At 73.0% G+C, this 15,999-nt stretch carries 16 protein-coding genes; 7 read left to right on the top strand and 9 right to left on the bottom strand.

The features are described 5' to 3' along the window. Positions 1-126: 126 nt before the first annotated feature. The 4 genes from ACIPN7_RS13570 to ACIPN7_RS13555 form a co-directional block, all read right to left on the bottom strand. Entirely contained in the window at positions 127-864 is a 738-nt protein-coding gene (locus ACIPN7_RS13570) for a DUF4191 domain-containing protein (RefSeq protein WP_397397268.1), read from the bottom strand. A gap of 42 nt (positions 865-906) precedes the next feature. Beyond that, complete coding sequence (gene lipA, locus ACIPN7_RS13565; protein ID WP_400542640.1) at positions 907-1,908, bottom strand: lipoyl synthase; 1,002 nt, start codon at positions 1,906-1,908, stop codon at positions 907-909. 115 nt (positions 1,909-2,023) lie between these two features. After that, complete coding sequence (gene lipB, locus ACIPN7_RS13560) at positions 2,024-2,716, bottom strand: lipoyl(octanoyl) transferase LipB (protein WP_400542637.1); 693 nt, start codon at positions 2,714-2,716, stop codon at positions 2,024-2,026. Positions 2,717-2,792: 76 nt separating this feature from the next. After that, the gene (locus ACIPN7_RS13555; protein ID WP_400542634.1) at positions 2,793-3,506 is read right to left on the bottom strand and encodes an HNH endonuclease family protein; all 714 of its coding nucleotides are present in this window, start codon (positions 3,504-3,506) and stop codon (positions 2,793-2,795) included. A gap of 166 nt (positions 3,507-3,672) precedes the next feature. On the opposite strand from ACIPN7_RS13555, the gene ACIPN7_RS13550 reads away from it, so the two are divergent. Continuing rightward, the gene (locus ACIPN7_RS13550; protein ID WP_400542632.1) at positions 3,673-4,761 is read left to right on the top strand and encodes a Gfo/Idh/MocA family oxidoreductase; all 1,089 of its coding nucleotides are present in this window, start codon (positions 3,673-3,675) and stop codon (positions 4,759-4,761) included. A gap of 98 nt (positions 4,762-4,859) precedes the next feature. Then, entirely contained in the window at positions 4,860-6,323 is a 1,464-nt protein-coding gene (locus tag ACIPN7_RS13545) for a hypothetical protein (protein ID WP_400542630.1), read from the top strand. Positions 6,324-6,414: 91 nt separating this feature from the next. Here ACIPN7_RS13545 and ACIPN7_RS13540 read toward each other — a convergent pair whose 3' ends face one another. From ACIPN7_RS13540 to lpdA, 3 genes are all read right to left on the bottom strand, one after another. Next, positions 6,415-7,335, bottom strand: a complete 921-nt coding sequence (locus tag ACIPN7_RS13540; RefSeq protein WP_400542627.1) for a TIGR01777 family oxidoreductase — start codon at positions 7,333-7,335, stop codon at positions 6,415-6,417. A 144-nt stretch (positions 7,336-7,479) separates the two neighbouring features. Continuing rightward, entirely contained in the window at positions 7,480-9,288 is a 1,809-nt protein-coding gene (sucB, locus tag ACIPN7_RS13535) for a 2-oxoglutarate dehydrogenase, E2 component, dihydrolipoamide succinyltransferase (RefSeq protein WP_400542625.1), read from the bottom strand. 29 nt (positions 9,289-9,317) lie between these two features. Beyond that, positions 9,318-10,736, bottom strand: coding sequence for a dihydrolipoyl dehydrogenase (gene lpdA, locus ACIPN7_RS13530; protein WP_400542622.1), 1,419 nt, complete (start codon positions 10,734-10,736; stop codon positions 9,318-9,320). A 254-nt stretch (positions 10,737-10,990) separates the two neighbouring features. Between lpdA and ACIPN7_RS13525 the strand changes: the two genes are divergently transcribed. Continuing rightward, complete coding sequence (locus ACIPN7_RS13525; RefSeq protein ID WP_377229795.1) at positions 10,991-11,341, top strand: oxidoreductase; 351 nt, start codon at positions 10,991-10,993, stop codon at positions 11,339-11,341. Here ACIPN7_RS13525 and ACIPN7_RS13520 read toward each other — a convergent pair whose 3' ends face one another. Then, positions 11,342-12,904: a leucyl aminopeptidase gene (locus ACIPN7_RS13520; RefSeq protein WP_400542619.1), complete on the bottom strand. Its 1,563-nt coding sequence runs from the start codon at positions 12,902-12,904 to the stop codon at positions 11,342-11,344. It lies immediately after the preceding gene. A gap of 110 nt (positions 12,905-13,014) precedes the next feature. Between ACIPN7_RS13520 and ACIPN7_RS13515 the strand changes: the two genes are divergently transcribed. From ACIPN7_RS13515 to ACIPN7_RS13500, 4 genes are read left to right on the top strand one after another with little or no spacing between them, the layout of a single operon-like run. Further along, entirely contained in the window at positions 13,015-13,374 is a 360-nt protein-coding gene (locus ACIPN7_RS13515) for a hypothetical protein (protein WP_400542616.1), read from the top strand. A gap of 5 nt (positions 13,375-13,379) precedes the next feature. Beyond that, a complete protein-coding gene (locus tag ACIPN7_RS13510; protein ID WP_285104306.1) occupies positions 13,380-13,808 on the top strand; it encodes a hypothetical protein in 429 nt (142 codons plus the stop codon). Continuing rightward, positions 13,805-14,902: a quinone-dependent dihydroorotate dehydrogenase gene (locus ACIPN7_RS13505; RefSeq protein ID WP_400542613.1), complete on the top strand. Its 1,098-nt coding sequence runs from the start codon at positions 13,805-13,807 to the stop codon at positions 14,900-14,902. Before ACIPN7_RS13510 ends, ACIPN7_RS13505 begins: the two co-directional genes overlap by 4 nt. Next, positions 14,899-15,108 (top strand): hypothetical protein, encoded by a 210-nt coding sequence (locus ACIPN7_RS13500; protein WP_400542610.1) that lies wholly within the window; start codon positions 14,899-14,901, stop codon positions 15,106-15,108. The genes ACIPN7_RS13505 and ACIPN7_RS13500 overlap by 4 nt, the downstream gene beginning before the upstream one ends. Before the next feature lie 49 nt (positions 15,109-15,157). Here the strand turns inward: ACIPN7_RS13500 and ACIPN7_RS13495 are convergent, their stop codons facing one another. Next, a complete protein-coding gene (locus ACIPN7_RS13495) occupies positions 15,158-15,988 on the bottom strand; it encodes a hypothetical protein (RefSeq protein ID WP_400542607.1) in 831 nt (276 codons plus the stop codon). Between the last annotated feature and the right edge of the window lie 11 nt (positions 15,989-15,999).

Raw genomic sequence — 15,999 nt, 5'->3', positions numbered from 1 at the left:
ACGGCCGTCGAGCGCGCAAAGGGGCGCCTCCCGTACGGGAGGCGCCCCCTTCGAGGTCAGGCCGTTCGACTGCCCGACGGCGTCCGCGGCCGGGCTGGTGCCGGCCGAGCGCCGGCCGGGTGCCGGTCAGCGACCGCGCATTCCCTTGCGGTCGGGGCGGGCGCGGGTCGGGTCGATGCCCTTGGGGATCGGCAGCTTCATGCCGCCGATCGCCTTGAGGCGCTTGCTGATCTCGGCCACCTCGGCCCGGGTCAGCGTCGACTTGAGCCGGGTGACGGCGCGCGCGACCTTGGTCAGCGGCACCTGCCCCTCGCCGTCGCCGCACTGGATCACGGTGACCGGCACGTTGGACAGGATGCGGCTGACCCGCTTGCGCTCCTGGTCGAGCAGCCGCGTCACGCGGTGCGACGGACCCTCGGAGACCAGCACGACGCCGGCCCGGCCCACACCCCGGAACACGAAGTCCTGGTTGCGGGCGTCGACGGCCACGGGCTCGTCCTCGAACGTCCACCCGCCGCGCACGGTGCCGAGCGCGGCGCGAGCCGCGCCCGGCTGACCGGCGATCTGCGTGTAGGCGGCCTTCTCCGCGCTGCGCGACAGCACGAACATCGCCGCCAGCACGCCGAACGGCACGCCGATGACGAGCGCGTAGACCCACGGGCCCGCGAGCACACCGATGAGCAGCGCCACCGCCACCACACCGACGAATGCGGCGAGCATCCACCAGGTGACGAGCGGGTTCTGCTTGCGGGTCATCTGGTAGACGTCCCACAGCTGGTGATACCAGCGGCGCTTCTTGGGCTTCTTCTGCTTGGTGACGGACGCGTCGTCGCGCGCTTCGCCTCCGGACGAGGTTCGGGCCATGGTCATCGATTCTAGTGCGCTGCGAGGGTTCGGCGTGCCGGGTCAGCGCGCCAGCAGGCTCGCCGCCTCCTGGCGGGAGGTGGTGGGCTGTGCGAGGTGCGAGAGCGCCTCGGGGATCGCGCGGCCGTGCTTGGTCATCGCCTGGCCCCACAGGCGGCCCGCGCGGTACGACGAGCGCACCAGCGGCCCGGCCATGACGCCGAGGAAGCCGATCTGCTCCGCTGTCTCGGACAGCTCCACGAACTCCTCCGGCCGCACCCAGCGGTCCACCGGGTGGTGGCGCAGCGACGGGCGCAGGTACTGGGTGATCGTGATGATGTCGCAGCCGGCGTCGTGCAGGTCCTGCAGCGCCTGCTTGACCTCGTCGACGGTCTCGCCCATGCCGAGGATCAGGTTGGACTTGGTGACCAGGCCGGCGTCGCGGGCCCGGGTGATGACCGAGAGCGACCGCTCGTAGGTGAACGCCGGGCGGATCTGCTTGAAGATGCGCGGCACGGTCTCCACGTTGTGCGCGAGCACCTCGGGGCGGGACTCGTTGACGGCGTCGAGCAGCTCGGGGATGGCGTTGAAGTCCGGGATGAGGAGCTCCACGCCGGTGCCGGGGTTGAGCGCGTGGATCTGGCGGACGGTCTCCGCGTAGAGCCAGGCGCCGCCGTCGGCCAGGTCGTCGCGGGCGACGCCGGTGACGGTCGAGTACTTCAGGCCCATGGTCCGCACGGACTCCGCGACGCGGCGCGGCTCGTCCTTGTCGAAGTCGGCGGGCTTGCCCGTGTCGATCTGGCAGAAGTCGCAGCGGCGTGTGCACTGGTCACCGCCGATGAGGAAGGTGGCCTCGCGGTCCTCCCAGCACTCGAAGATGTTGGGACAGCCGGCCTCCTCGCAGACCGTGTGCAGGCCCTCACCCTTCACGAGCGATTTCATGTCGCGGTACTCGGGTCCCATCACCGCCCGGGTCTTGATCCACTCGGGCTTCTTCTCGATGGGCGTGGCCGAGTTGCGCGCTTCGATGCGCAACATGCGTCGGCCTTCAGGTGCGATGGTCACGCAGATCCCTCCCAGGTCAGCGGGTTCGCCCAGCCTAAGCCTCGGGCGACCGGCGTCGCGCGGCCGTCCCGGAGGCGGCACGTGTCGTTCGTCACGTGCTTGGGTGAGCGATGGGTCACGCCGTCGCGGCGACGGCCTCGGACGGCGCGGCGTCCCGCGCGAGCAGCGGCGAGAGGCGCTCGATCAGGGCCGCCTCCAGCAGGGGCCGGACCTCGTCGACCGTGACCCGCCGGCCGGCCTCGGCGGTCAGCGAGGTGACGTCGGCGTCCTCCGCCGGGATGCCGCACGGCACGATGTGGTCGAACGCGGCCAGGTCGGCGTCGCAGTTCAGGGCCAGGCCGTGCATGGTCACGCCCTTGGCGACGCGCGCCCCGATGGCGCACACCTTGCGTTCGAGCCGGGGGTCCGGCACGTCAGGGGAGTCGGCGGCGACCCAGACGCCGGAGCGGCCCTCGACCCGCATGGTCTCCACACCGAACGCGGCGCACACGTCCATCACCGCCTGCTCCAGCGTGCGGACGTACTCGACGACGTCGAACGGCTTGGCCAGCTTGATGATCGGGTAGGCCACGATCTGGCCCGGCCCGTGCCACGTGATCTTGCCGCCACGGTCGACCTTGATGACCTCGGTGCCGTCGGTCGGGTACTCGTCGCGGTGCGTGCGCGCGCCCGCCGTGTAGACGGACTCGTGCTCCAGGAAGAAGACGGTGTCGGCCAGGTCCTCCGCGCGGACGCCCTCGTGGGTGCGTCGCTGCAGGTCCCAGCCCTCGTGGTACTCGACGTGCCCGGTGAGGTGTCGGATGTCCATGGCCGCAAGCCTAGACCCGCCCCGCAGCGCCGCCGCCGGGCCGCCGCGAGACCTCCGTCAGCAAGGACAAGCTCCGTCAGGACGCCGGGAGGGTCTCCGCCGGGCAGCTCGTCAGGACGTCCTCCATCGCGTCGTGCTCGGCGGGCGTGACCCACAGCTCGTACTTGGCCTTGACGGCGATCTGCCGGGCCACGTACTCGCAGCGGTAGGCCTGGTTCTCCGGCAGCCACTCGGAGGCGTCCTTGGCGCCCTTGCCCATGTTGGCGGGGCCGTCCGAGGCCACGAGGTTGAGCGGGTCGTTCGCGATCGAGACGCGCTTGTCCTTGTCCCAGTCGGCCGCGCCCGTGGTCCACGCGTTCATCAGCGCGACGACGTGGTCGATCTGCACGTCACCGGAGTTCTCGCCGCGCTCGAACTCGATGGTCTCGCCCGTGTACGGGTCGTCGAGCGTGCCGGAGGCCACCTCGCACGAGTCGCCCTCGGTCAGCACGAAGTCGTCGAGGTCGCGCTGGAGCATGTCGTTGCGGGTGTCGCAGCCGTTGTCGTCGGCGTCCTGCCAGGCGCTGCCGAAGTCGGACTCGCGGTCGTAGCCGTCCTCGGTGGCGGCGTCCTGCACCGTCAGCGTGTCCAGCGTCGCGAGGGCCGAGCCCTGCGCGCCCTCGGCAGGGGCGACGTCGTCACCCAGGGACTTGACGACGAAGTTGCCGGCGAGCACGAGCGCCGCGACGGCGATGAGCACGAGCTGCAGGGTCTTACGGGTCTGGCTGGACTTCTTGGCTGTGGCGGACACGAGCCCCTCAATCTGTCGGCCGTTGGTCCGGACCGCAGATGGCCGGACAAAGTCTAAGAACGTGCGAAACGTACCTCTTGCCCCAGTCTGCCAGAGTTGTGTTACGGGGATTAAGCGGCTGACCAGTAATCTCGCGTCGCTGCGTCCCGCGGGGCACGATGGGGCCATGGCACTTCGGATCGGGATTGTCGGCTACGGCGGCGCGGGCAGGCAAATTCACGCTCGGCTGGCGCGAGCTGCGGGTATGTCGGTAACGGCGGTCGTCGCGCGCGACTCGGGACGGCGCGTCCAGGCGGCCGGTGACTGGCCCGGCGCGCGGCTCTTCAACGACCTGCCCTCGATGCTGGCGGAGCCAGGTCTCTACGACCTGGTCGTCATCGCCAGCCCCTCCTCCCTGCACGCCGAGCACGCGAACGCCGTCTCCGTGGCGGGCAAGCCCTTCGTGCTGGACAAGCCGATCGCGACGACGGCGGCCGAGGCGCGCCGGGTGGTGGCCGCGGCGTCGTCGTCCGGCACGCCGTTCACCGTGTTCCACAACCGGCGCTGGGACCCCGAGCAGCTCACGCTCAAGGCCCTGCTGGACCGGGGCGACCTCGGCAAGGTGCACACCTTCGAGCGCCGCTGGGAGCGCTGGCGGCCCAAGCCCCAGCAGCGGTGGAAGGAGAACGACGTCGTGGGCGGCGGGCTGCTGCTCGATCTCGGCCCGCACCTCGTGGACTCGGCCACCCAGCTGTTCGGACCGGTGGTCTCGGTGTACGCCGAGACCCGCTCGCTCTCGACGCCCACGGAGGACGACGTGTTCCTCGTGCTGCACCACGCCGCGCCGGGCACCAGGCCCGGTGTGGTCCCGGGGCGCGCCGCGGCCGCCGACGTCCTGTTCGGCGTGGAGCCGCCGGCCAAGGGCGTGGTCTCGCGGCTCTGGGCGGGCTCCCTGGTCGGGGCGCCCGGCCCGCGCACACGCGTGCTGGGGGACGGCGGTGCGTACCTGGTCAACTCGTTCGAGGGCGACGCCTCGCCCTTCGACGTGCTCGACGGCGACCAGCCCGAGGGCACCCACGGCTGGCTCACCCGCGGCCGCGAGCGGACCGCCGTGCCGCAGCCCCGGGGCGGGCACGGCGACTTCTACTCCGCCGTGGCCGAGTGGCTCGCCGGCGAGGCCGACGTGCCCGTCGATCCCGCCGACGCCGTCCGGACCGCAGAGGTCCTGGACGCGGCACGCGTCTCGGCCAAGGAGGGGCGGCTCGTCGACGTGTGATTCCCTGCGTGCACCCAGGAGTTCACCCACAGGGCGTCGAATTCGGCAAATCCTGTGGATAAAGAGCGGGCTCCGATTCACGGAGTTCTCATGAACGGGTGCACTACATCGAATCCGCGGAACTGGTCCGCGTAGCCGTCCCCACCGAGGCCGCGGCACGGGAACTTCTGGTGCGCCGCCTGGACACCCTCGCGACACTGGACCACCCCCATCTCGTGCCGCTCATCGCCATCTCGCCGAACGGCCCGGACAACCTCGACGTCCGGCTGTCCCGGACGGGCGCGGTCGACCTGCCGACCGCCGTCGGCTCGCGCGGCCCCCTGACCGCCGCCGAGGGTGCCGGGATAACCGTCGCCATGGCGCAGGCGCTCGCCGCGCTGCACAGCGTGGGCCTGGTCCACGGCGGCGTGCGGCCCACGGACGTGCTGCTGCGGAGCGACGGCAGTGCCGTGCTGCGCCCGCGCGTCACGCTGCCGGACCACAGTGACGACCCCGTCGACGTCACCTCGCTGGCCACGCTCGTCGAGTCGGTGCTGGGCTTCCCCGGCCCGAGCCTGGACTCCAAGGCCGACCAGGCACTGCGGGCCGTCCTGGCCCGCGCCCGGGCGGAGGACCCGCGCGACCGGCCCGAGCCGGGCACGCTCGCGGCGCTCGCGAACGACGCCGTGAAGCCGGAGCCGGTGCGGCTCCCGGATGCCTCCGCCCTCGTCTCGGCCGCCATCAGCGGTCCCGTGCCCATCGCCGGTCACGTGCCCCTCGGCGCGCACACGCCCTCGGCGTGGCGCTCCGCCGCCAAGACCCTGACGGGGTCCATCGCCGCGGTCGACGCGCGCTCCTGGGCGCCCGGCGGGCGCCGCCGGGCGACGATGCCCGTCACGGGCCGGGCCGCCGGCGCGCGACCGGGCGCGAAGGGCGCCGAGCCGCGCGTCACCGCGGGCTCCGTGCTCGCGACGGTCATGATCGTCGCCGGCGTGGTCACGGGGATCACGGCGGGGGTCGTCGCCCTGCCCGAGGCCTTCGGCGGCGAGGAGCCCGCCGTCGCGGCTCCCTCGCCCGAGGCCTCCGCCCCTGTCTGGGGCGGCATCAACCCGGTGAGCAACGCCAAGGACCCGGCAGGTGCCGCGGTCGAGCTCACCGAGCGCCGCCTCGCGCTGCTGGCGGGCGCCGTCTCCGACATCAGCACGGTCAACCTGGAGGGCTCGCCGGCCTACCTGGCCGACCAGCAGATCCTCGAGGAGCTCAAGCAGAACCGGTCCCAGGTGGTCGGCGCGTCCGCGGAGGTGGAGTCCATCGAGGTCGTGACGCAGGGCCCCGGTGCCGCGTCGGCCGTGCAGAGCGCGACCACGGCGTCGCGCAAGACGGTCCAGACGTCGGACGACGCCGAGGGGCAGTCGTCCGGCAAGAAGGTGCCGATCGAGGCGATCGTGCGGATCCAGTACACGATCACGGCGCACCGGCAGGTGTCCGCCGACGGCGAGACGGCGGTGCCCGCGTCGGAGGAGTCCGCCGACCTGACCCTGGTCTGGACGCCGGGCGGCTGGCGGGTCAGCGAGGTCCGCTGACCCCGGCGCGGCTGAACCGGCGCGGCTGAACCGGCGCGGCTGAACCGGCGCGGCCGAACCGGCCGTGCCGGGCCGGCCGTGCCGGGCCGGATCAGCGCGCGACGACCCAGCGCGCCGCCTCCTCGGGGGCGGCGTGCGTCCAGGTGAAGCCGGTGCGGCTCAGCACCGCGGGGACCACTCGCTGGGAGGCCACGAGGTCGCCGGCGAACTGCCCGAGCGCGATCCGCAGGGCGAACTTGGGCACCTTCAGGACCGCCGGCCGGTAGAGGGCCTGGGCGAGTGCCCGGGTCAGGTCCCGGTTGGTGGTGGGCTCGGGCGCCACGGCGTTGACGGGGCCGCGCACGTCCGCGCCGATGACGTGGCGGATCGCCGCGACCTCGTCGGTGAGCGTGATCCAGCTCCACCACTGCCGGCCGCTGCCGAGCGGGCCGCCGACACCGAGGCGCAGGAGCGGCAGCAGCCTGCCGAGCGCCCCGCCCGACGGCGCGAGCACGATGCCGCTGCGCAGCCAGACGACGCGGGCCCCGGCGTCGGCGGCGGGCGCCGTGGCGTTCTCCCAGGCCTTGACCAGGCCCGCGAGGAAGTCGTCCCCGCGTGTCGACGCCTCGGTCAGGACCTCGTCCCCGCGGTCCCCGTACGCCCCGACCGCCGACGCGTTGACCAGCACGGGCGGGCCGTCCAGGCGCGCGATCGTGCGGGCGAGCAGGCTCGTGGTCGTGGTGCGCGAGCCCAGGAGCTTCTGCTTGTAGGCCGGGGTCCAGCGGTGGTCGCCGATCCCGGCCCCGGCCAGGTTCACGACGGCGTCGGCGCCGTCCAAGGCGGCCGGGTCGAGCTCGCCGGTGCGCGGGTCCCACGGCACGTGCCGGACGCCGGACGGCGCGGCCGCCTCGGCAGCGCCTGACGACTCGGCCCCGCGCCGCACCAGCCGGCGCACGCCGTGCCCTCGGGTCACGAGGTCCGCGACCAGCGCGGAGCCGATGAGGCCGTGCGACCCGGCCACGACTACGTCCATGCCGCGAATCTAGCCTGCCCGACCGTGCCGCACCGGCGGGGCACACACGGCTGTGGCCGGTCCCGAACCCGGAACCGGCCACCACCCGCTGCTGCGGGGTCGACGTCAGGTGCGTGCGCTACCCGGCCGACCCGTCGGTCCTCGTCAGAGACCGACCTCGGCCTCGAACGCGCCCTCCTCGATTCGGTTCTTGATCGCGGTGAGGAAGCGCGCGGCGTCCGCACCGTCGACCAGGCGGTGGTCGTAGGACAGGAAGATGTAGGCCATCGAGCGCACCGCGATGCTCTCGTTGCCCTCGGTGTCGGTCACCACGACCGGGCGCTTGGTGATGGTGCCCGTGCCCAGGATGGCCGCGTGGCCCAGCGGCACGATCGGCGTGTCGATGAGGGAGCCGCCCGAGCCGGTGTTCGTGATGTTGAACGTCCCGCCCGAGAGCTCGTCCGGCGTCACCTTGTTGGCCCGGGTGCGCGCGCCCAGGTCCTGGATCTGCCGGGCGATGCCCGCCAGGTTCAGGTCGCCCGCGTTCTTGATGACCGGGACCACGAGGCCACGCTCGGTGTCGACGGCGATGCCGACGTTCTCCGAGCCGTGGTAGGTGATCTCACCCTTCTCGGTGTCGATCGTGGCGTTGATCTTCGGGTACGCCTTGAGCGCCTCGACGGCAGCCAGCGTGAAGAACGGCAGGAAGGTCAGCTTGGCGCCCTCGCGCGCGGCGAACGACTCCTTGGCCTTGGCCCGGAGCTTCGCGACGCGGGTGACGTCCACCTCCAGGACCGTGGTCAGCTGGGCCTGCGACTGGACCGCCTCGAGCATGCGCTCGGCGACGATCTTCCGCAGGCGCGACATCTTCTCCGTGGTGCCGCGCAGCGGCGACACCTCGAGCTTGGTCGCGGCCGGCGCCTTGCTCGCGGCGGGCGCGGCAGCGGCGGCGGGCGCCGGAGCGGCCTTGGCCTCGGCGGCGGCGAGCACGTCCTCCTTGCGGATGCGGCCACCGACACCGGTGCCCTTCACCTCGGCGACGTCGACGCCCTTCTCCGCGGCGAGCTTGCGCACGAGCGGGGTCAGGTACGAGCCGATGGTGCGACCGCCCGCGGCGGCAGGCGCCGCGGCGGCGGGAGCCGGAGCAGCAGGCGCCGGGGCGGCGGGAGCCGGAGCGGGCGCGGCGGGAGCAGGCGCGGCCGGTGCCGGAGCGGGCGCCGGAGCAGCAGGGGCCGGAGCCGGAGCGGCAGGAGCAGCGGCGGCAGGAGCCGGGGCGGCCGGAGCGGCAGCCGGGGCGGCCGGAGCAGCGGCAGCCGGAGCGGCGGCGCCGGAACCGACGCGGGCCAGGATGGCCCCGACCTCGACGGTCTCGTCCTCCTTGACCAGGATCTCCTGGAGCGTCCCCGCGACGGGCGACGGGATCTCGGTGTCGACCTTGTCGGTCGAGACCTCGAGCAGCGGCTCGTCGACGGCGACGTCGTCACCGACCTCCTTGAGCCAGCGCGTCACGGTGCCCTCAGTGACCGACTCGCCCAGCGCGGGCAGCGGCACGTCGGTGCCGCCACCGGCCGGAGCCGGAGCCGGGGCAGGGGCCTCGGCTCGAGCCTCAGCGGGGGCGGGCGCGGGCGACTCCGCCACGGGCGCCTCGGCGGGAGCGGCCTGGGCCGGCTCGGGGGCGGGGGCCTCCGCTGCGGCGGGCTCGGCGGCGGGGGCCGCCGGGGCGGCACCGGAACCGGAGCCGTCGCCGATGACGGCGAGGGTGGCGCCGACCTCCACGGTGTCGTCCTCCTGGACGAGGATCTGCTCGAGCACGCCGGCGATCGGCGACGGGATCTCGGTGTCGACCTTGTCGGTCGACACCTCGAGCAGCGGCTCGTCGACGGCGACCTCGTCGCCGACAGCCTTGAGCCAGCGGGTGACAGTGCCCTCGGTGACGGATTCGCCGAGGGCCGGCAGCTGCACGTTCTCAGACATGACCTGTGGGGTCTCCTTTGTCGTTATGGTCAGTTGTGGGCGTGCAGAGGCTTGCCGGCCAGTGCCATGTGTGCCTCTCCGAGTGCCTCGTTCTGGGTGGGATGTGCGTGGACGAGCGAGGCGACGTCCTCGGGGAACGCCTCCCAGCCGACGATGAGCTGGCCCTCGCCGATCAGCTCGCCCACACGCGAGCCGATCAGGTGCATACCGACCACGGGTCCGTCCTTGCGGCGCACCAGCTTGGCGAAGCCCTGGGTACCCAGGATCTTGCTCTTGCCGTTGCCCGCCAGGTTGTACTCGATGGTCTCCACCCCGTCCGGGCCGTACAGCTCGGCGGCCCGTGCCTCGGTGACGCCGACCGACGCCACCTCCGGCTCGCAGTAGGTGACGCGCGGGATCGTCGCCTCGTCGATCGGTGCGGGCGAGAGGCCCGCGATCTGCTCGGCCACGAAGATGCCCTGCGCGAACCCGCGGTGGGCCAGCTGCAGGCCGGGCACGATGTCGCCGACGGCCCAGACCTGCCCGCCGGCCGGCGTGGTGACGCCGGTGCGGAGCAGCTCGTCGGTCAGCACGAACCCGCGGTCGACGCGCACACCGGCGGCCTCGTAGCCGAGGTCGGCGGTCCGCGCTCCGCGCCCGACGGCGACGAGCAGCAGCTCGGCGTCGAACGTGGTGCCCGACTCGAGCTCGACCTGGACGCCGTCGTCGGACTGCTTGGCCTGGGCGAAGCGCTCGCCCAGGGAGAACTTGATGCCACGCTTGCGGAACGCGCGCTCCAGCGCCTTCGAGAGGGCGACGTCCTCGTTGGGGACGAGGTGGGGCAGCGCCTCGACGATCTGCACGTCGGCGCCGAACGACTTCCAGACGCTGGCGAACTCCACGCCGATCACGCCGCCGCCGAGCACCACCACGGACTTGGGCACGGTGTCGAGCGTGAGCGCCTGGTCGGAGGTGAGGACGCGGCCGCCGAGCTCCAGGCCGGGCAGGGTCCGGGCGTACGAGCCGGTCGCGAGCACCACGTGGGTGCCGGTGTAGCTGCTCGTCGCGCCGTCCGCGGCGGTGACCTCGACGACGCCCGGGGAGGCGAGCGTGCCGTGCCCCTCGACGACGGTGATCTTCCGCGAGGCGATGAGCCCCTGCAGGCCCTTGTACAGGCCGGCGACCACGGAGTCCTTGTAGGCGAGCACGCCGGGCATGTCGATGCCGTCCAGCGAGGTGCGCACGCCGAACTGCGCGCCGTGCGCGGCGGCGTCGGCCACCTCGGCGGCGTGGAGCAGGGCCTTGGTGGGGACACAGCCCACGTGCAGGCAGGTTCCGCCGAGCTTGCCCTCCTCCACGAGGGCCACGCTCAGGCCAAGCTGTGCCGAGCGGAGCGCGGTGGCGTAGCCGCCGCTTCCCCCGCCGAGCACGACGACGTCGAACGTGGTCGGGCTGTCATGCGTAGGCACGTGCTGGCTCCTCGTTGACTCTGCGGAGGTGACCGCGTTGGCTGCGTCGGCTGCGTGGGTTGTCGCCGCATGCCATCTTGACACTTCAGCGGGCGTGGCCCCAATCGTGTACCGGGCTTGTCGGGTGTGACCGTGGCGACATTGACGCTCCGGCGGCCCTGTGACAGGACGGCCCGCGAGCAGAAGGTGCGAGTTTCCTGCGATGTGCGTGGAGATGCCTAGGACAGCGCCGGTCTCGCTAGTACCCTCGGTGCATGCCCCGCCAGTCCCGTAGCTCGCTCGCGCGCTTCTTCCAGCGACGCTCCGCACCCGGTAGCGCCGCGCGTCCCACTGGTAACGACGCGCGCCGCCAGACCCTGGCGCACCTCGGTGAGTTCATCGCTTCGCGCGTCGGGGTCGAGGCCTACGTGGAGCCCCCGACCACCGACATCCCCAGCACCATCCTGCTCGTGGCGAGCACCGGTGAGTGGACGCGCCGCCGGGTGCCCGACGAGCGCACCGCGTTCGACATCGCGAACCAGCTTGGGGTGCCGGTGTACAACGTGCGGTTCACCGGCTACCCCCAGCGGATGCGCGACTGGAACAGCGCCCAGCGCAGGAAGTAGCTACTTCGCGGCGGCCCGGCCCTCGACGAAGCCCAGCAGGGTGCGGACGCCGACGCCGGTGCCGCCACCGGACGTGTACCCGTGCGCGCCGCCCTCGTTGAAGGCGGGCCCGGCGATGTCCAGGTGCGCCCACGGGTGGTCGCCCACGAAGGTCTGCAGGAACAGGCCGGCGTTGAGCATGCCGCCCCAGCGCGGACCGGAGTTGGCGACGTCGGCCACCTTGGACTTGATGTTGGCCTTGAGCTCCTCCGGGAGCGGCATCGGCCAGAACAGCTCGCCCGAGGCGTCGGCGGCGGCCTTGACCTCGTCGCGCACCCCGTCGGTGCCCATGACGGCGGACGTGCGGCTGCCGAGCGCGACCATCTGGGCGCCCGTGAGCGTGGCGATGTCGAGCACCACGTCGTGGCCGTCCTCGACGGCGGAGACGAGGCCGTCGGCCATGACGATGCGGCCCTCGGCGTCGGTGTTGAGCACCTCGACGGTCTTGCCGCCGTAGATCGTGATGACGTCGGCGGGGCGCTGCGCGTTGCCGCCCGGCATGTTCTCGGCGAGGCAGAGGTAGCCGGTGACGGCGACCGGGAGGTTCAGCTTCGCGGCGGCGATCACCGTGGACAGCACGGCGGCGGCGCCGGCCATGTCGGACTTCATGGCCTCCATGCCCGCGGCCGGCTTGATCGAGATGCCGCCCGAGTCGAACGTGATGCCCTTGCCGACGAGCGCGACCTTCGCGTCCGGCTTGGCCGGCGCGTAGGCGACCTTGACCAGGCGCGGGCCGCGCGACGAGCCCTGCCCCACGGCCGTGAGGCCGCCGTAGCCGCCCGACGCGAGCTGCTTGTCGTCCAGCACCGTCACCTTGACGTGCTTCACGTCCTTGGCCGCGGCCTTCGCCGCGTCGGCGAACGTGGCCGGGTACAGCTCGTTGGGTGCGGTGTTGACCAGGTCGCGGGTGGCGTGGACCGCCGCGGCGAGGATCTCGGCACGCTCGGCGGCCAGCTTGGCCTTCGCGTTCTTGTGCAGCGGGGTGAGGATCTCGATCGCGGCGACCGGGTCCTTGCCGTTCTTCGCGGCGTCCTTGCCGCTGCTCTTCGCGTCCTTCGCCGTGCCGTTCCCGGTGGCCTTGGCCGTGTCCTTGCCGGCGGTGCGGTAGCGGTTGAAGGCGTAGGCGCCCAGCAGCGCGCCCTCCGTGACGGCGGTGATCTCGGCGTCGTCGGACGCCGGCAGGGCGATCGCGGCGGACTTGAGGCCCGCCAGCTCGCGGGTCGCGGCGCCCGCCGCGCGGCGCAGCGTCTCGGCGGCGAACGTGCCGTCCTCGGCGCGCTCACCCAGGCCCGTCAGGACGAGGACGTCGGCGGCGAGCTTGTCGCCGGCCGGGATCTTGCGCACCTCGTCGCGGGCGCCGGTGACGCCGAGCTGCGGGGCGAGCGTCTCGAGCTGCGTCAGGAGGTCTGTGGGGAGCTGGTCGGACACGACGGCTACGCCGTCCGACGTCTGGGCGGTCGCCACCACGAGCGCTTCGGCCTTCACGGCGGTGGGATTCTTGCTGGAGAGGGTCACGTCGGTCACGCAGCCGATGGTATCCCGGGCCTCCGACAGCCGGGCCGGGCCCCATCGAGGCGCAGGTCACGCACGATCCGATTGCCGCCCCCCAGGGAGCGCCCGGTAGTCTGCGGGACGTGATCCCTGCCCTCCTGCTCCTCGTGGTCGCGCTCTGCGTGGTCCTGGCCGGGTGGGCCGGCTGGTTCGTCGCCCGCGACCGCGCGGTCATCCTGAACCAGCTCTGGGGCGGTGCCGTCATCGAGTTCTTCCTGCTCGTGCAGGGCGTCGTCGCGATCGTGCAGGGTGCGGGCGGGGGCGGTGCGAGCGACCCGGTGCTGTTCTGGGGCTACTTCGCCACCACCCTCGTGATCCTGCCGGTCGCCGCCGCGTGGGCCTTCGCCGAGCGCACCAGATGGAGCTCGGTGGTGCTGCTCGTGGCCTCGCTGACGGTGGCCTTCCTGGAGTGGCGCATGTGGCAGATCTGGACGGGGGCCTGATGGCGATGACGGAACGGACAGCCGGACGACGGACCGGGCGGGGCTTCGGCCGCGTCCTGGTGACCATCTACGGGATCCTCGCGTTCGCCGCCCTCGGCCGCTCGTCCTACGAGCTCGTCGTGAAGTTCGGCGAGGCGCCCGTGGCCTACACGCTCTCCACGCTCGCCGCGGCGGTGTACGTCGTCGCGACGTTCGCGCTCGCGATCGGCACCCCCGCCTGGCGCGTGACCGCGTGGATCACCGTCGGGATCGAGGCGGTCGGCGTGGTCACGATCGGGGCGCTGTCGCTCGCCGACCCGGACGTGTTCGGCGAGTCGACCGTCTGGTCCGGATTCGGCCAGGGCTACGGTTACGTGCCCCTGGTCCTGCCCTTCGTGGGCCTGTGGTGGCTGTGGCGGACGTCGCGCAGCACGTCCGAGGAGAGGACTGCATGAGCTGGCCGTACTCGTTGTTGTTCAACGGCGTCTTCCGCCGGATGGACCCGGAGCGTGCGCACGAGATCGCGTTCTCGCTGATCGAGCGCGCCGGGAGGGTGCCGGTCCTGCGGGACGTCGCGCAGGGCGCGCTCGCCCCGTACCTGGGCCAGCGCGCCGGCGGACCGGGCAGCGTGCGGCTCTTCGGCCGCGTGGTGCCCGCGCCGTTCGGCCTGGCGGGCGGGTTCGACAAGAACGCGCGCGCCGTCCGGGGCCTGACGATGCTCGGCTTCGGGTTCGTCGAGATCGGCACCGTGACCGCCCGCCCGCAGCCCGGCAACGAGAAGCCGCGCATGTGGCGCGAGCTCGACGTGCGGGGCGTGCGCAACCGGATGGGCTTCAACAACGAGGGCGCGGCCGCCGCCGCGGACCGGCTGCGCGCGCTGCGCCGCACCGCCGCGGGCCGCGCGATCGTGGTCGGCGCCAACATCGGCAAGTCCAAGGTGACGCCGCCCGAGTTCGCCGCCGCCGACTACGCGACGTCGGCCCGGCTGCTGGCCCCCTGGGCGGACTACCTCGTGGTCAACGTGTCGTCCCCGAACACGCCGGGCCTGCGCGACCTGCAGGCGACCGAGTCGCTGCGGCCCATCCTGGAGGCGGTCCGCGCCGCCGCGGACGAGGCCACCACCGGCACGGCCGCGGGCAACGGCACGGGCCGCAGGATCCCGCTCCTGGTGAAGATCGCCCCCGACCTCGCGAACGAGGACGTCGACGCCGTCGCCGACCTCGTGCTGGAGCTGGGGCTGGACGGCGTGGTCGCCGTCAACACGACCATCGGCCACGACCGCGGCCCGGGCGGGCTGTCCGGCCCGCCGTTGCTGGGCCGGGGCATCGAGGTGGTCGCGCGCCTGCGCGAGCGGCTCGGCACGGGCCCCGTCATCATCGGCGTGGGCGGCATCACCCGGGCCGACGACGTCCGCGCGTACCTGCGCGCCGGAGCCGACCTGACCCAGGGGTACACATCGTTCGTCTACGAGGGGCCGCTGTGGGCGTCGGAGATCAACCGCGCCCTGACCCGGTCGGCCGGCTCGACGGCTAGTGGGAGGTACGAGTGATCCGTCCGCAGTGGGAGTGGGCCCTGGACGACGCCGAGGGGCGTCGCCTGAGCGAGCCCGTCACGCCCGTCTTCACCGCGCAGTACGACGCCGAGCAGTGGCTCGGTGAGCACTGGCGCGAGATGGCCGCGGCCGGCGCCGTGCAGGCGAGCCTGCTGCACGACGGCACGCAGGCCGCGCCGGGCGTGGAGCTGCGGATCCCCTGAAGCCGCAGCTCACGGCACGGGCTCGCTGCCTGCGTAACGAGTTGAGCGTTCATGGCCCGGGCAGGACCGCGCGCGACTCGGTGAGCGCGATTTCGGCGACCGTCCGGTCGCCGGGCTCCAGGTCGGCCGCGGCGAGGTCCGCGAGCCTGGCATGTGCCGACCGCGCCGCCTCCTCGTCATCCGTGCGCACGTACAGCTCCACGAGGTAGGCGAGCGCCGGCGCCAGCTCGGTCACCGGCACGCCGGACGTCGCCGGGTCCCCGGTGCTCGCCGCGCGCCGGAGCGCCCCCGCCAGGATCTTGCGCGCCTGCGCCGGGTCGTCGTGCGAGTCCGCCAGCACGACGGCGGCGTCCAGCGCCCGGGCGACCGGCCCGGCGTCCGGCGTACTGGTCCACGGAGCGGTTTCGCCGTCCCTGGTGGCGGGACCAGCGGTCCCGTCCGCCTCGGGCACCGCGACCCGGGTGACCCGCACCCAGTTCCCGGCGGGGTCGATCAGGCTGAACCCGGATAGGCCCGCGTTGTTCGCGCGCCGCCGCGGCCGCGTGATCCGCGGAAGGCCGGTCACCGGCACCCGGCCGTACCGTTCCCGCAGGCCCGCGGCGAACAGGGCATGGAGGGGCTCGGTGTCAGGGACGGCGACGGCACACGTCGAGTGCGACAGCTCGGGGTCCCAGTCGGGCATCCCGTAGTAGTGCAGCGCGATCCCGCCGAGCTCCAGGGCGACGTACGGGTTGGGCCGCCGCTGCCGGTAGGTCACCGTCAGCCCCAGGCCGGTCCAGAAGTCCGCCATCTCGTCGATGTCCCCGCAGGGCAGCATCGGCACCATGAAGGCGGCGGCAGCGACCGCGTCGATCGGGGCGGGACTGTCCGAGTCGATCATCACTTCAGCCT

Origin of the sequence: Promicromonospora sp. NPDC090134, assembly GCF_044746965.1 — a bacterium.
Classification (GTDB): domain Bacteria; phylum Actinomycetota; class Actinomycetes; order Actinomycetales; family Cellulomonadaceae; genus Promicromonospora.
The sequence above is the reverse complement of the archived record's forward strand: the minus strand, read 5'-3'. Positions and strand labels throughout refer to the sequence as shown.

Excerpts from the sequence above, each read along its gene's own strand:
- ACIPN7_RS13540 (WP_400542627.1), bottom strand. The coding sequence starts at position 7,335 with ATGGACGTAGTCGTGGCCGGGTCGCACGGCCTCATCGGCTCCGCGCTG.
- ACIPN7_RS13495 (WP_400542607.1), bottom strand. The coding sequence starts at position 15,988 with ATGATCGACTCGGACAGTCCCGCCCCGATCGACGCGGTCGCTGCCGCC.
- ACIPN7_RS13570 (WP_397397268.1), bottom strand. The coding sequence starts at position 864 with ATGGCCCGAACCTCGTCCGGAGGCGAAGCGCGCGACGACGCGTCCGTC.
- ACIPN7_RS13525 (WP_377229795.1), top strand. The coding sequence starts at position 10,991 with ATGCCCCGCCAGTCCCGTAGCTCGCTCGCGCGCTTCTTCCAGCGACGC.
- lipB (WP_400542637.1), bottom strand. The coding sequence starts at position 2,716 with ATGGACATCCGACACCTCACCGGGCACGTCGAGTACCACGAGGGCTGG.
- sucB (WP_400542625.1), bottom strand. The coding sequence starts at position 9,288 with ATGTCTGAGAACGTGCAGCTGCCGGCCCTCGGCGAATCCGTCACCGAG.
- ACIPN7_RS13505 (WP_400542613.1), top strand. The coding sequence starts at position 13,805 with ATGAGCTGGCCGTACTCGTTGTTGTTCAACGGCGTCTTCCGCCGGATG.
- ACIPN7_RS13550 (WP_400542632.1), top strand. The coding sequence starts at position 3,673 with ATGGCACTTCGGATCGGGATTGTCGGCTACGGCGGCGCGGGCAGGCAA.
- ACIPN7_RS13510 (WP_285104306.1), top strand. The coding sequence starts at position 13,380 with ATGACGGAACGGACAGCCGGACGACGGACCGGGCGGGGCTTCGGCCGC.